This is a genomic window from Pseudonocardia adelaidensis (assembly GCF_039543345.1).
In the GTDB taxonomy this organism is placed as follows: domain Bacteria; phylum Actinomycetota; class Actinomycetes; order Mycobacteriales; family Pseudonocardiaceae; genus Pseudonocardia; species Pseudonocardia adelaidensis.
In genome coordinates, this window is sequence record NZ_BAABJO010000015.1 from 148,172 (window position 1) to 160,659 (window position 12,488).

Here is a 12,488-nt window from a genome sequence, read left to right on the forward strand (position 1 = left end):
GGCTAGCTCGTCGCCAGCGACCCGCCTCCGGGGTCGATGTCGCCGAGCAGCACGATCGCCGTCCGCTCGACCACCGGGCAGTTGTCCGTCATGAACCGGTCGGTGCCGACGTGGTCGACGACGTAGTTCGTGAGGGAGGAGTTCAGCTCGCCGTAGGTCGCCGCGACCGCCTCCGGGACGATCCCGCGGAACTGCAGGGCGTACGGCGAGCCGGTGTCGACCGTGAGGTAGCAGCCCGGCTGGCCGCCGTAGAAGTCGATGGTCTCCACCGCGTAGTAGCGCCCGTCGAGCAGGAGCCTGCGGTGGTAGGTCGTGCCGGTGCCGGCATCGCCGTTCCACAGGAGCGGGAAGTACCGCGGTTCGGACGGGTTCGGCGGGCCCTCGGCCTCGATCCACAGCTCGTCGAGCTCGGCGCTGCCGAACTCCACCGCGCACCCCACCGGGCCGCCCATGCCCTGCAGCACCCGTGCGGCGCGGGCGCCCACCTCGTCGATCGAGTCGGCGCCCAGCTGGTCACACGTGTTGTCGAACGGGAACTCCCGGTCGGTCGAGAGCAGGTCGTCGTAGGCGATCGCGTCCTCGGGGAGCGGCGGGGCAGGAGACGCGGGCGCGGGACCCGGCGGCGTGGAGCAGCCGGCCAGCGCCGCCAGCGCGACCACCAACGCGGCGGCGAGACGGATCTTCACCGGCTCAGTGCACCACATCGTGGACCGACCACTCATGGCACCTTCCGGGCCACCTGCTCGAGCACCGCGCGGTTCACCCGGCACGGCTCGGCGGGCAGCGTCGTCACCATGGCCGCGATCCCGTGGGAGATCTGGACGGCGCTGTAGCAGGTCGGCTGGCCGTTCGCCGCGTTGGTGCTCGTCTCCTCCACGCCCGGCTTGCCCCCGAACTGCGCGGCGACCGCGCCGGCGTTGCGTTGCGACGGATCGGCGGAGAAGCCGTCAGCGGTGGGCAGGCCCCAGACCAGGGACGAGAACATGTCGCCCGCGTTGAACTTGCAGCCGACCTTGAACGGGTCCTGGGGGCGCACGGTCATCGGCACCGGGTCGCGCGGGGTCGGCGGCTGCACGTCGTCCGGGTAGGCCCGCCAGCCCTCGGCGATCGTGCACGGGTCGAACGGCGCTCCGGCGCTCGCGGCCGTCGGGGGCGGGTCCAGGTCACCGAGCGCCTGCGCGTCCCGGCGGGGTGCGTGGCCCGCCGGGGGGCCGACGGCCCCGGCCGCGGCGGTGGCGATCGCGTCGATCCGGTCGCACTCCCCGACGACCTCGACCACCGGCACGGTCGGCGAGATCTCGGGGTTGCCGGCGAGCCGCACGTCCGACGGGGCGAACTCCGCCTGGCAGTTGATGCCGAGCTGGTTGCTCGTGCCCGGGAACCCGCCGATGGTGACGCCCCCGAGGTCGGATGCGGACGTGATCGTGAACTCGACGGACCCGCGCAGCCTCCGCGCGTCCGGGCCGTCGCCTGCCGTCACGTCGACGGTGCACCCGTACGGCTCGAGGTCGCCCACGTCGACGGCGGCGGGTCCGAGCGCCTGCCCGTCGGCCATCGCCGGCACCATCGCGGCGGCCACCGCGCACGGATCGGACGCGGTGATGTCGAGGGCGGGCGTCGTGCCGCCCGCGGTGCGCAGCGGCGGGTCCGCCATCCGCGGAGCGATCGCTCCGGCGTACTCGCGCGCGACGTCACAGGGCGGCTTGTTGCCCGCGATGCTGAAGACGGACAGCTCGATGCCCCACGGCTCGGTGCCGGGCGTGCCGATCGGGTAGCTGTAGGCGCAGCGGGACTCGTCGCTGTCGCGCACCTGCTGCAGCTGCACGCCGCCGACGTCGAGCGGCTGCCCGCCGCCGTCGGTGGGGATCACGGGGAACACGTCGATCTGCAGCTCCCACTCCTGCACGCCGCTCGGCTCCTTCATGAGGAGGCGGCAGATACCGGGCTCGCGGTAGGGCAGCAGCTCGTCGGGGACGAAACCGGTGGCGCGCCCCGCCGCCTCGATGTCGTGCATCGCGCAGATGTCCCACGACCGGACCTGCGCGAACAGCTCGGCCAGGCGGGCCTGCTCGGGGTCGAGCGGCAGCCCGCCGCCCGGAGGGACTGCCGTCCCGGTGGCGGCGTGCGGCGTGCCCGCGATCGGCGTCGCGCACGCCGTGAGCAGCGCCCCCAACACGACGACCACCGCCGCCGCAGCCCCCCGGATCATCACCACCCGCACGCTAGCCCGGGAACCACCGCCTGAGGAACGGGGTCGGGGAACCCTCAGGTCAGACTGCCCGGGCGAGCATCGACCGGCGCCACGCCTCGGTGCCGGCCAGCTCGTTGAACGTGAAGAAGTGGAAGCCGTCCAGGTGGGAGCCGGGCTGCTCGACGTGGGGCGCGAGCCGCCGCGCCAGGCGGCCGGGGTGGTAGCCGCCGGGGAGGAAGAACCGCCAGAACAAGCTCTGCTGCTTCAGCAGGAACCGGGCCGACTGGCCGAGGCCGAGCCCGGCCGAGATGCGGACGAGCTTCTGCCGGCTCACGACCCCGGGCAACCCCACCCTGATCGGGAGCCCGACGCCCCGCTCCCGCACCTGCCTCGCCCAGCCGACCGTGGCACCTGCGTCGAAGCAGATCTGCGTGATGACGTGCGTGGCGTGCGGGGCCTTCTCGTCGAGCGCCCGGTCGAGGAGACCGGCCTCGATCCTGGCGTGTCCTTCCGGGTAGCCCGCGATCCCGATCCGCCGGAACGGGCGGCCGAGCGCGTCGAGCGCCGCGAGCAGCGTGAGGGCGTCGGCGAACGGGCCGGCAGGCTCGGGGGCGTCGCCCCCGATGACGAAGGCGCTGTCCACGCCGGCCGCGCGCAGCCGTCCGACGAGGTCCGAGAGGTGGGATCCGTCCCGGATCTGCCGGGCGGCCAGGTGCGGGGCCACCGAGTAGCCGTGCCCGGCGAGCCGGACCGCGAGGTCGACGGTCGGCTCCGGGCCTTTGGCGTGGCTCGTGCTGACGGTCAGCGGCAGGTCCCGCGGCACGTGCTCCAGGACGGCATCCGCGGTGCCCTTCATCGGCAGGACCTCGTAGGAGACGCGGCGCAACGCCTCTGCGAGATCGGCCACGACCGCAGCTTACGGGCGAGCGGAACGCGACATATGACTCACCACAAGATAGTCGCCAACATTGTTTACAATGTGTGCGAACCGCGCCGATGCTGCGTGGGCAACCACGGACGGGGGAGTCGATGTCGGAGTCGGGATCGGGGCGCCGCAGCCTGCTGGTCGTCAGCGCACACGCGGGCGACTTCGTGTGGCGTGCCGGCGGGGCGATCGCGCTTGCCGCAGAACGCGGTGACCGGGCCACGGTGGTGTGCCCCACGATGGGCGAGGCGTTCGTCCGGCTGTACCCGCAGGTCACGGAGGAGCTGGCATGAAGCCGACGATCGTCACCGACCCGCCGCGCGCCGAGCTCGCCGACGTCGACGCGCTGGCCGAGATGGGCGTGGCCACCGTGCACGAGGCGCTGGGCCGCACCTGCTACCTCGGGCCGGACCTGCGGCCGGTCCAGCAGGGCGCGCGGGTCGGCGGCACGGCCGTCACCGTGCTGTGCTGGCCGGGCGACAACCTGATGATCCACGCTGCGGTCGAGCAGTGCCGCCCTGGCGATCTGATGGTCGTCACCACCACCTCGCCCTGCACCGACGGCCTCTTCGGGGAGCTCTTCGCCACCGCGCTCGCCCATCGCGGGGTGCGCGGGGTCGTCACCACCACCGGGGTGCGCGACGTGGCCGACCTGCGCGCGATGGGCTTCCCGGCCTGGTCCGCCGCGGTCAGCGCTCAGGGCACGGTCAAGGCGACGGCGGGGGCGGTGAACGTCCCGATCGTGGTCCGCGGCCAGGTGGTGCGGCCCGGCGACGCCGTGCTCGCCGACGACGACGGCGTGGCGTGCGTGCCGCGGGAACGGGTCGGTGAGGCCATCACCGCCGGCCGGGCACGGCTGGCCAAGGAGGAGGCCACCCGGCGGGCGTTCCGCGAGGGCGAGCTCGGCCTCGACCGCTACGGCCTGCGCGCCACCCTGGCCGAGCTCGGGGTGGAGTACGTGAAGGCGGCGCAGTGAACAGAACAGCCGGGAGCGCCACCACCGCGACCGGGGTCCGCTGCATGCTCATGCGCGGCGGCACCTCGAAGGGGGCGTACTTCCTCGCCTCGGACCTGCCCGCCGATCCCGCGGAACGGGACGACCTGTTGCTGCGGATCATGGGCAGCCCGGATCCTGCGCAGATCGACGGGCTCGGCGGTGCCCAGCCGGTCACCAGCAAGGTGGCGGTCGTGTCGCCCTCGACGGAGCCGGACTGCGACGTCGACTACCTGTTCCTGCAGGTCGGGATCGACACGGCCACCGTGTCCGACCGCCAGACGTGCGGCAACCTGCTGGCCGGCATCGGCCAGTTCGCCGCGGAACGGGGCCTCGTGGCGGCCGGGCCCGAACGCACGAGCGTGCGGATCCGCATGGTCAACACCGGTGGCCGCGCGGAGTCGACGTTCGCGACGCCGGGCGGGCGCGTCGACTACTCCGGCGACACCGCGCTCGCAGGCGTTCCCGGTACGGCCGCCCCGGTTTCGCTGGCCTTCTCCGGCACGGAGGGCTCGGTGTGCGGCAGCCTGCTGCCGACCGGACGGCTCGTCGACGAGATCGACGGCCTCCCGGTGACCTGCATCGACAACGGGATGCCCGTCGTCGTCGCCCGCGCGGGCGACGGGGACCCGGAGCCCGAGCGCATCCAGTCCCTGCGGCTGCACGCCGGCAAGCTCATGGGGCTCGGTGACGTCACCGGCTCCGCCGTCCCCAAGATCACGTTCGTGTCCGCCCCACGGGCGGGCGGGGCGATCCGCACCCGCACGTTCAACGCCTTCGACCCGGTCCGCGCGCACCCCTCCATCGGGGTGTTCGGGGCGATCAGCGTGGTCACCGCCGCGCTGCTCGACGGCGCGGTCGGCCACGACCTGCTGGCCCGCCCGGTGGACGGCCACCCGTTCGACGTGGAGCATCCGAGCGGTGCGCTGCAGGTCGACGTGGGGGTCGACCAGAACGGTGGCGCGCCACGGGCGCTCCGCTCCGCGGTCATCCGCACCGCACGGCCGCTGTTCGACGGCACCACCTTCCCCCGTCCCTGACCCGACGTCTGGAGCCGACGATGTCCGCTGAGAAGTCCCTCGAGAAGTCCCCCCGGCACGAGATCGCCCACCTCGGCCACGTGGAGCTCTTCACCCCGGAGCCGGAGCGCAGCCTGGACTTCTTCGTCCGGGTGCTGGGGCTGACCGAGAACGGGAGCCAGGGCGACTCGGTCTTCCTGCGCACCTGGGACGACTACGAACACCACAGCCTCAAGCTGACCGCCGCGAAGACGTCGGGCGTCGGCCGCACCGCCCTGCGGGCCTCCAGCGAGGACGCGCTGAAGCGGCGGGTCGCGGCCGTCGAGGAACGCGGCCTCGGCATCGGCTGGGTCGACGGTGATCCCGGGATCGGCCCGACCTACCTCTTCCGCGACCCCGACGGCCACGAGATCGAGATCTACTGGGAGACCGAGCGCTACCAGCCGCCGGAGCACCTGCGTCCCGCCCTGAAGAACCAGGCCCAGGCCTACCCCGGTCGGGGCGTCAGCGTCCGCAGGCTCGATCACGTCAACTACCTCGCCAAGGACGCCGCCGCCAACGGCGGGTTCATCTGCGACGCCCTCGGCGGCCGCGTCACCGAGCAGATCCAGCTCGACAGCGGGGTGATCTCCGGCCAGTGGACCAACTTCGCCCAGAAGTCGTACGACCTCGTCTACACGAACGACTGGACCGGATCGACGGGCCGCCTGCACCACATCGCGTTCGCCACAGACACGCGCGAGGACATCCTCCGCGCCGCCGACATCTCCCTGGACAACGGCGTGTTCATCGAGACCGGCCCGCACAAGCACGCGATCCAGCAGACCTTCTTCCTCTACGTCTACGAGCCCGGCGGCAACCGCATCGAGCTGTGCAACCCCACGGCGCGGCTGATCTTCGCTCCGGACTGGGAGCCGGTGACGTGGACCGAGGCCGAACGCGCCAAGGGCCAGGCCTGGGGGTTGAAGACCATCGCGTCCTTCCACACCCACGGCACGCCGCCGGTGGCCGATCCCGCACAATGAGGGCGCCAATCTGAGCGCGGAGGTCGTCGACGATGACAGGAACCGAGAGTTCGCAGTCGCTGGACGCGGTTCCCGTCGTCGACGCCCTCCGGGCGGCCATCGCCGACGGCGAGTTCGTCCCCAACCAGCGCCTCGTCGAGGCCGACCTGTCCGAGCGGTTCGGGGCCAGCCGCACGAGCGTGCGCACCGCGCTCCTGCAGCTCGCCGGTGAGGGCCTCGTCGAGCGGGTGCAGAACCGCGGTGCCCGCGTCCGCGCGGTGTCGCTCGCCGAGGCCGTCGAGATCACCGAGGTCCGGATGGCCCTGGAAGGGCTGTGCGCGGCCAAGGCCGCCGAGCGGCACACCGACGCCGACGCCGGACGGCTCCGCGAAATCGGGGACGCGATGCGCGCCGCCGTCGCCTCCGGGGACCTCCTGGGCTACTCGGAGCTGAACCGGCGGCTCCACGGCCTCGTCCTCGAGCTGGCGGGCCAGAGCACCGCGGGCGCGATCCTCGAGCGGTTGCGCGGGCAGAGCGTCCGCCACCAGTTCCAGCTGGCCATGCACCCCGGCCGTCCCGCGATCTCCCTCCCGCAGCACATCGAGATCATCGAGGCGATCTGCGCGGGCGACGCCGGCGCGGCCGAGGCCGCGATGCGCCGCCACATCCGGAGCGTCATCGACACCCTCCCCGAGGTGGAGGCCGCCCGCACCCGCCGCTTCGACGCCCTCTAGGGGCGCACTCCCCGGGGGCACTGGCCGTCGCCATGCGGGTCGTGATGGCATGGGTCCGTGACGGACGCGTGGGCGGGGAGCTTCGGGTGACGGCTCTCGCCCGCGTTCTGGTCCGCCCGCGGTGGGCCGGGATCAGCCCGGGGGACGTCCTGGTGGTCGAGGCCTACGTGCTCGCGGCCGTCCTGCTCTACGGCGGGCTGTGGCGTCACCTCGGCAGCGGGTACCTCGTCGCGAGCATGCAGGACCAGAACCTCTTCGAGTGGCTGTTCGCCGCCCAGGCGCACGCCGTGGCGGAGGGCCACAACCCGCTGTTCTCGGATCTGCAGAACGCCCCGTACGGGGTGAACCTGATGGCCAACACGGCGCTGCCCGCCCTCGCGGTGCCGCTGGCGCCCGTGACGCTCGCCTTCGGACCGACGGTGACGTGGGCGCTCGTCCTGACCGGCGGTCTCGCCGGCACCGCAACGGCCTGGTACTGGCTCTTCTCCCGGCACGTCGTCCGCTCGCGGGTGGCCGCGGCGGTCGGCGCCGCCTTCTGCGGGTTCGCACCGCCGGTGATCTCGCACGCCAAGGCCCACCCCAACTTCGCCGCCACCTTCCTCCTGCCGGTGATCGCGATCTGGTTGATCCGGCTCCCCGGCGCCCGCAGGCCCGTCCTGCACGGCGTCGGGCTCGGCCTGCTCGGCGCGCTCCAGGTCCTGATCGGGGAGGAGATCCTGCTGATCGGGGTGCTGGCCGTGGCGCCGTACGCGATCTGGTTCGCCGTGAGCAGGCGGCGCCTGCCCCGGCAGGTGGTCGTCGGCGTCGCGACGGCGGCGGTCGTCTCCTGCGCGCTGATCGTCTACCCGTTGTGGCTGCAGTTCGCGGGCCCGCAGAGCTACCGCAGCATCGAGCACGGCCCCACCGGGAACCCCCTCGCCGCGTTCGTCGCGTACTCCGGCCAGTCGGTCGGCGGCCTGTTCACCGGTGGGCCCGGCGCCCTCGCGATCAACGGCACGGAGGAGAACGCCTTCTTCGGCTGGGGGCTCGTGGTGCTCGTCGCGGCGCTGGCGATCTGGCTGCGCGCCGACCTGCCCGCGCGGATCGCCGCGTCCGCGTGCGGGGTGGCGGCCGTCCTGTCCCTCGGCGCGGAGATCACCCTCGACGGGCGGCCGACCGGTGTGCCGGGACCGTGGACGCTGCTGGCCGACCTCCGGCTGCTGGAGTCGGTGCTGGAGTCCAGGATGGCGCTGGCCTGCGTGCCCGCGGCCGGTTGCCTGCTCGCGATCGCCACCCAGCGGGTCCTCGACGCGCCGCGGGACCGCCGGTTCGGTCCGCTGCCGGTGCGGGTGGCGTGGGCAGGCGTGCTAGTGGTGGCGCTGCTCCCGGTGGCCCCGGTGCCGTACGAGACGATGACCCGCGCACCCACCCCGGACTTCTACGCCGGCGGGGAGTGGGCGAGATGGGTCGACCCGGGAGGCACGATCGTCCCGGTCCCCCTGCCCGAACCGCTCCACGCGGAGGCCCTGCGCTGGCAGGTGGACGCCGGCATGGGCTTCGCGCTGCCGCAGGGCTACTTCGTCGGTCCGGCGGGGGAGGAGCAGCTGGGCGCCTACGGCGCACCCAAGCGGCCCAGCTCGGTGCTCCTCGACGGCGTGGCCGCCACCGGGCAGGTGCCCGCGGTCTCCGACGCCGAGCGGACGCACATGGTGGCCGACCTGCGCTTCTGGCGCGCCGACTCCGTGGTCCTCACCGACGGCAGCCCGCACCAGCGGGAGCTGCAGACCACCCTCTCCGCGCTCCTCGGCCCCGGCCGCCCGGCGTCGGATGCGTGGGTGTGGGACGTGCGGCCGATCACCCGCTGAGGGACGCCGCCGCTCCGCTGACCGGGGCCTGCCAGATCGCCACTATCGCGTCGATCAACCCGGTGCCTGCCTCGTACCAACTCGCCCGGGGGGTGTGGGTGCCTTCGGCGAGGGCGCGTTCGCGTTCGGCGGTCATGTGCACCATCAGCTGCCGGGACATGTCGGCGCGCTCCTCGCGCACGTCCTCGGGAAGGTCGGCGAGGCAGCGGCCCAGGCCGTCCCGGATCGCGCGGAGCGTCTCCGAGCTCAACGTCTCCTCGACGATGATCCGGCGGAGCCCGGGATCGGTCATGCATTGCGCGATGAACCGGGCGTACCAGGTGGGGCTGCCCAGTTCGGCGATGTGCTCGGTGGACGGGCGGACGAGGCAGGCCACCCACTCCCGCACGTCCCGCGAGTCGCCGACGTCGGCCAGCATCTGCGTGCGCAGCTGCTCGACGTGCTCGTCGTGCCGGTGGACGATCGCGCGCACCAGGTCGGTCTTGGTGCCGAAGTGGTAGCCGACGGCGGCGTTGTTGCCCTGGCCGGCGGCCTCGCTGACCTGCCGGTTGGAGACGGCGAAGACGCCGTGCTCGGCGAACAGGCGCTCGGCCGTCGCGAGGATCACCTCGCGCGTTGCGTCCGCGCGTTCGGTCCGGACGGCCTGCCGCGGCACGGTCACCACCTCACCGGAACCTCGCGAAGCCCGCCGACGGCGAGCCCCTCGACCCGCTGCAGCTCTTCCGGGGGGACGGCCAGTTCCAAGGTGGGCAGCTTGCGCAGCAGCACCTCGAGCGTGACCTGCAGCTCGGTGCGGGCCAGGGCCTGCCCGAGGCAGGAGTGCGGCCCGGCGCCGAAGGCGAGGTGCGGGTTGGGGCTGCGGGTGAGGTCCAGCTCGTCCGCGTGCTCGAAGGCGCGCTCGTCCCGGTTGGCCGCGGCCATGCTGCAGACGACGGTGGTGCCCTTCGCGATCCGGGTGCCCGCCACGTCCGTGTCCTCGTCGACGTAGCGGACCATGCCGAAACCGGCGTTGGTGTCCAGCCGCAGCGTCTCCTCCACAGCCACGCGCACGCGGGACGGGTCGGTGAGCAGCTGCTCCCAGCGACGCCGGTCGGACAGCAGCATCGCGATCATCTTGCCGATCATGTTCGCGGTGGTCTCGTGCCCGGCGATCAGCAGCCCGAGTCCCGTGGCGATGAGCGTGGTGTCGGACCACGGTTCGGCCTCGGCCTCACCCGCGGCGATGAGCTCGCTGAGCACGTCATCGCCCGGGTGGGCCCGCTTGGCGGCGATGTGGCCGCCCATGTAGGCGAAGAACTCGGCCTCGCCCGCCGCGACCTCCTCCCGGGTGTAGCGGGTGAGGTTGAGCAGCAGGTTGGACCAGTGGGCGAACCGGTCGCGATCCGCATCGGGCACGCCGAGCATGTCGCAGATCACCCACACCGGCAGCGGGAACCCGAGCGCCGCCTTCAGGTCGGCGGGCCGCCCCTGCTCCACCATCTCGTCGACGAGCCGTTCGGCCATCTCTGCGATCCGCGGGCGCAGCGCGGCCATGCGCCGCGCGGTGAACCACCGGTTGAGCAGCCGACGCCACCGCCGGTGGGCCTCGCCGGTCTGGGGGAGCGCCATCGCGAGCATGCTGTTGAAGACGCCGCCGGAGTCCGACATCTGCGCCGCGTCCTCCGCCTCGGTACCTCGTCCGAACCGCGGGTCGGACAGGACCTGCCGGACGTCGTCGTAGCGCGTGAGCAGGGTCGCCTCGTCGCCGCTGGGGAAGCGCACGTGGGCGACGGGGCACCGGTCGCGCAGCTCCTCCCACTCCGCGGGTGGCGACAACGCCGCGTCGTTCGGGATCGGGTAGGGGAGCAGCTCCTCCGCGTTGCTGGCGCCCATCGGGTCCTCCTCGGGGTCGGCACCGTCCGCACCCAGTGAACCCACGGGGGAGTAGTAAGTCAAGCGACTGCTTTAAACGTCGGTTGTGGTTGAGTCGCGAGCCGTGACCCCCGTCCTCCTCGACTGCGACCCCGGCCACGACGACGCGATCGCGATCATGCTCGCCGCCGGCGACTCAGCCGTCGACCTGCTGGCGATCACCACCGTCGCCGGGAACCAGACGCTCGGGAAGACCACGCTCAACGCGCTGCGGGTGTGCACGCTGGCCGGGATCCGCGACGTGCCCGTGGGCGCGGGGTGCGCCCGCCCGCTGACCAGGCCGTTGCGGGTCGCCGCGGACGTGCACGGCGCCTCCGGGCTGGACGGCCCGCGGTTCGCGGAACCCACCGTCCGGGCGGTCGGCGAGCACGCCGTCGACCTGGTGCACCGCGTCCTGCATGAGCACCCGGAGCCGGTGACCGTCGTCCCGACCGGACCGCTCACGAACATCGCCCTGCTGCTCACCCGCTACCCGGGTGACGCGGCGAGGATCCGCGAGATCGTGCTGATGGGTGGCTCGACCGAGCGGGGCAACGTCGGCCCGTACGCGGAGTTCAACATCTTCGTCGACCCGGAGGCCGCGGCGATCGTGTTCGGCAGCGGGGTGCCGGTCACGATGTGCGGGCTCAACGTCACGCACCAGGCGCTCGTCACTCCCGATGTCGTGGCGCGGCTGGAGGCGCTCGGCGGTGAGCTCGGCCCGGTGTGCGCGGAGCTCATGACGTTCTTCGCCTCCACCTACCGGGAGCTGTGGGGTTTCGAGGCGCCGCCGCTGCACGACCCGGTCGCGGTGGCGCGCGTGATCGACCCGGCGCTCGTGGAGTGCGTCGACGCGCACGTCGCGATCGAGGTGGCGGGCGAGCACACCCGCGGTGCAACGGTCGTCGACCTGCACGGCTACCTCGGCCACGCCCCCAACGCGAAGGTGGCGGTCGGGCTCGACGTCCCGCGGTTCTGGGACCGCCTCGTGGCCGCGCTGGGCCGCCTGAATGGCCGCCGCGGGGGCGGGTAGCCCGGGCTCGTGCCCGAACTGCCCGACGTCGAGGGTTTCCGCCGGGTGCTGGCCGAGCACGGCGCCGGGCGGCCGGTCCAGGGGGTCGACGTCCTCGACCGGGGCGTGCTGCGCGGCATCGCCCCGAAGCCGTTCGCCGAGCGGTTGCGCGGGCGACGGCTCGAGGAGCCGAGCCGGCACGGGAAGTGGCTCATCGTCCCGGTGCGGGACGGGCCGGTCCTGCTGGCGCACTTCGGCATGACGGGCTCGCTGGAATGGGCGCCCGACGGCGTGGAACGGCATCGGCACGACCGCGTGGTGTTCGTGCTGCCCGGCGGCGAGCTGCGGTACCGGGACATGCGCAAGCTGCAGGGACTGCGGCTGGCCGCCGACGACGGCGAGGTCGAGAAGGTTCTGGGCGACGTGGGGCCCGACGCGTTGACGGTCACCCGTGCGCAGTTGCGGGAGCTGCTCCGGGGGAGGCGGCGGCAGGTCAAGCCGGCGTTGGCGGACCAGTCGGTGCTCGCCGGGCTGGGCAACCTGCTCGCGGACGAGATCCTCTGGCACGCCCGGATCCACCCGCGCCGGACCTGCGCGGTCCTCACCGATGACGATCTCGCGCGGCTGCACCGCAGCATGCGCAGCGTGCTCCGCCGCTCCGTGGCGGCCGAACGGGTGCCACCGCGGCCTTCCTGGCTGACGGGGCACCGCGACGACCGCCCCGGCTCCTGCCCGCGGTGCGGTGCGGCGCTGGCCCACGGCCGGACCGGTGGGCGCGGCACCACGTGGTGCCCGCACTGCCAGCCGGACTGACCCGGTCGCGCCCGCGCCGATCCGCGGCCCGCCAGGCGAGGCATGCCTCCGAACGGGCCGCT

The 12,488-nt window shown here is 73.3% G+C and carries 13 protein-coding genes; 8 read left to right on the forward strand and 5 right to left on the reverse strand.

What is annotated here, in order from left to right; genetic code table 11:
- Positions 1 to 2: 2 nt before the first annotated feature.
- Genes ABEA81_RS21240 through ABEA81_RS21250 form a run of 3 tightly spaced genes read right to left on the reverse strand, consistent with a single transcriptional unit; the run spans position 3 to position 3,098 of the window.
- Complete coding sequence (locus ABEA81_RS21240; protein ID WP_345606992.1) at positions 3 to 686, reverse strand: hypothetical protein; 684 nt, start codon at positions 684 to 686, stop codon at positions 3 to 5.
- Between the two features lie 32 nt (positions 687 to 718).
- Positions 719 to 2,212: a hypothetical protein gene (locus ABEA81_RS21245; protein WP_345606993.1), complete on the reverse strand. Its 1,494-nt coding sequence runs from the start codon at positions 2,210 to 2,212 to the stop codon at positions 719 to 721.
- Between the two features lie 58 nt (positions 2,213 to 2,270).
- Positions 2,271 to 3,098: a methylenetetrahydrofolate reductase gene (locus ABEA81_RS21250; RefSeq protein WP_345606994.1), complete on the reverse strand. Its 828-nt coding sequence runs from the start codon at positions 3,096 to 3,098 to the stop codon at positions 2,271 to 2,273.
- 122 nt (positions 3,099 to 3,220) lie between these two features.
- Between ABEA81_RS21250 and ABEA81_RS21255 the strand changes: the two genes are divergently transcribed.
- The 6 genes from ABEA81_RS21255 (at position 3,221) to ABEA81_RS21280 (ending at position 8,711) form a co-directional block, all read left to right on the forward strand.
- Positions 3,221 to 3,409 (forward strand): PIG-L deacetylase family protein, encoded by a 189-nt coding sequence (locus tag ABEA81_RS21255; RefSeq protein ID WP_345606995.1) that lies wholly within the window; start codon positions 3,221 to 3,223, stop codon positions 3,407 to 3,409.
- The gene (locus ABEA81_RS21260; protein ID WP_345606996.1) at positions 3,406 to 4,092 is read left to right on the forward strand and encodes a 4-carboxy-4-hydroxy-2-oxoadipate aldolase/oxaloacetate decarboxylase; all 687 of its coding nucleotides are present in this window, start codon (positions 3,406 to 3,408) and stop codon (positions 4,090 to 4,092) included. Before ABEA81_RS21255 ends, ABEA81_RS21260 begins: the two co-directional genes overlap by 4 nt.
- On the forward strand, positions 4,089 to 5,150 hold the full coding sequence (locus ABEA81_RS21265) for a PrpF domain-containing protein (RefSeq protein WP_345606997.1): 1,062 nt from the start codon (positions 4,089 to 4,091) through the stop codon (positions 5,148 to 5,150). The genes ABEA81_RS21260 and ABEA81_RS21265 overlap by 4 nt, the downstream gene beginning before the upstream one ends.
- A gap of 20 nt (positions 5,151 to 5,170) precedes the next feature.
- Positions 5,171 to 6,154 carry a VOC family protein gene (locus tag ABEA81_RS21270; protein ID WP_345606998.1) on the forward strand — a complete coding sequence of 328 codons (984 nt, stop codon included), beginning with the start codon at positions 5,171 to 5,173 and terminating at the stop codon, positions 6,152 to 6,154.
- 32 nt (positions 6,155 to 6,186) lie between these two features.
- Positions 6,187 to 6,867, forward strand: coding sequence for a GntR family transcriptional regulator (locus ABEA81_RS21275; protein WP_345607000.1), 681 nt, complete (start codon positions 6,187 to 6,189; stop codon positions 6,865 to 6,867).
- A gap of 86 nt (positions 6,868 to 6,953) precedes the next feature.
- Positions 6,954 to 8,711 carry a glycosyl transferase gene (locus tag ABEA81_RS21280; protein ID WP_345607001.1) on the forward strand — a complete coding sequence of 586 codons (1,758 nt, stop codon included), beginning with the start codon at positions 6,954 to 6,956 and terminating at the stop codon, positions 8,709 to 8,711.
- Here the strand turns inward: ABEA81_RS21280 and ABEA81_RS21285 are convergent.
- Entirely contained in the window at positions 8,701 to 9,372 is a 672-nt protein-coding gene (locus tag ABEA81_RS21285) for a TetR/AcrR family transcriptional regulator (RefSeq protein WP_425570623.1), read from the reverse strand. The two genes, ABEA81_RS21280 and ABEA81_RS21285, sit on opposite strands and share 11 nt — an antisense overlap.
- A complete protein-coding gene (locus tag ABEA81_RS21290) occupies positions 9,369 to 10,583 on the reverse strand; it encodes a cytochrome P450 (RefSeq protein ID WP_345607032.1) in 1,215 nt (404 codons plus the stop codon). Before ABEA81_RS21290 ends, ABEA81_RS21285 begins: the two co-directional genes overlap by 4 nt.
- A gap of 103 nt (positions 10,584 to 10,686) precedes the next feature.
- Between ABEA81_RS21290 and ABEA81_RS21295 the strand changes: the two genes are divergently transcribed.
- Complete coding sequence (locus ABEA81_RS21295) at positions 10,687 to 11,634, forward strand: nucleoside hydrolase (RefSeq protein ID WP_345607002.1); 948 nt, start codon at positions 10,687 to 10,689, stop codon at positions 11,632 to 11,634.
- Between the two features lie 9 nt (positions 11,635 to 11,643).
- Positions 11,644 to 12,426 (forward strand): Fpg/Nei family DNA glycosylase, encoded by a 783-nt coding sequence (locus ABEA81_RS21300; RefSeq protein WP_345607003.1) that lies wholly within the window; start codon positions 11,644 to 11,646, stop codon positions 12,424 to 12,426.
- The last annotated feature ends 62 nt before the right edge of the window (positions 12,427 to 12,488 follow it).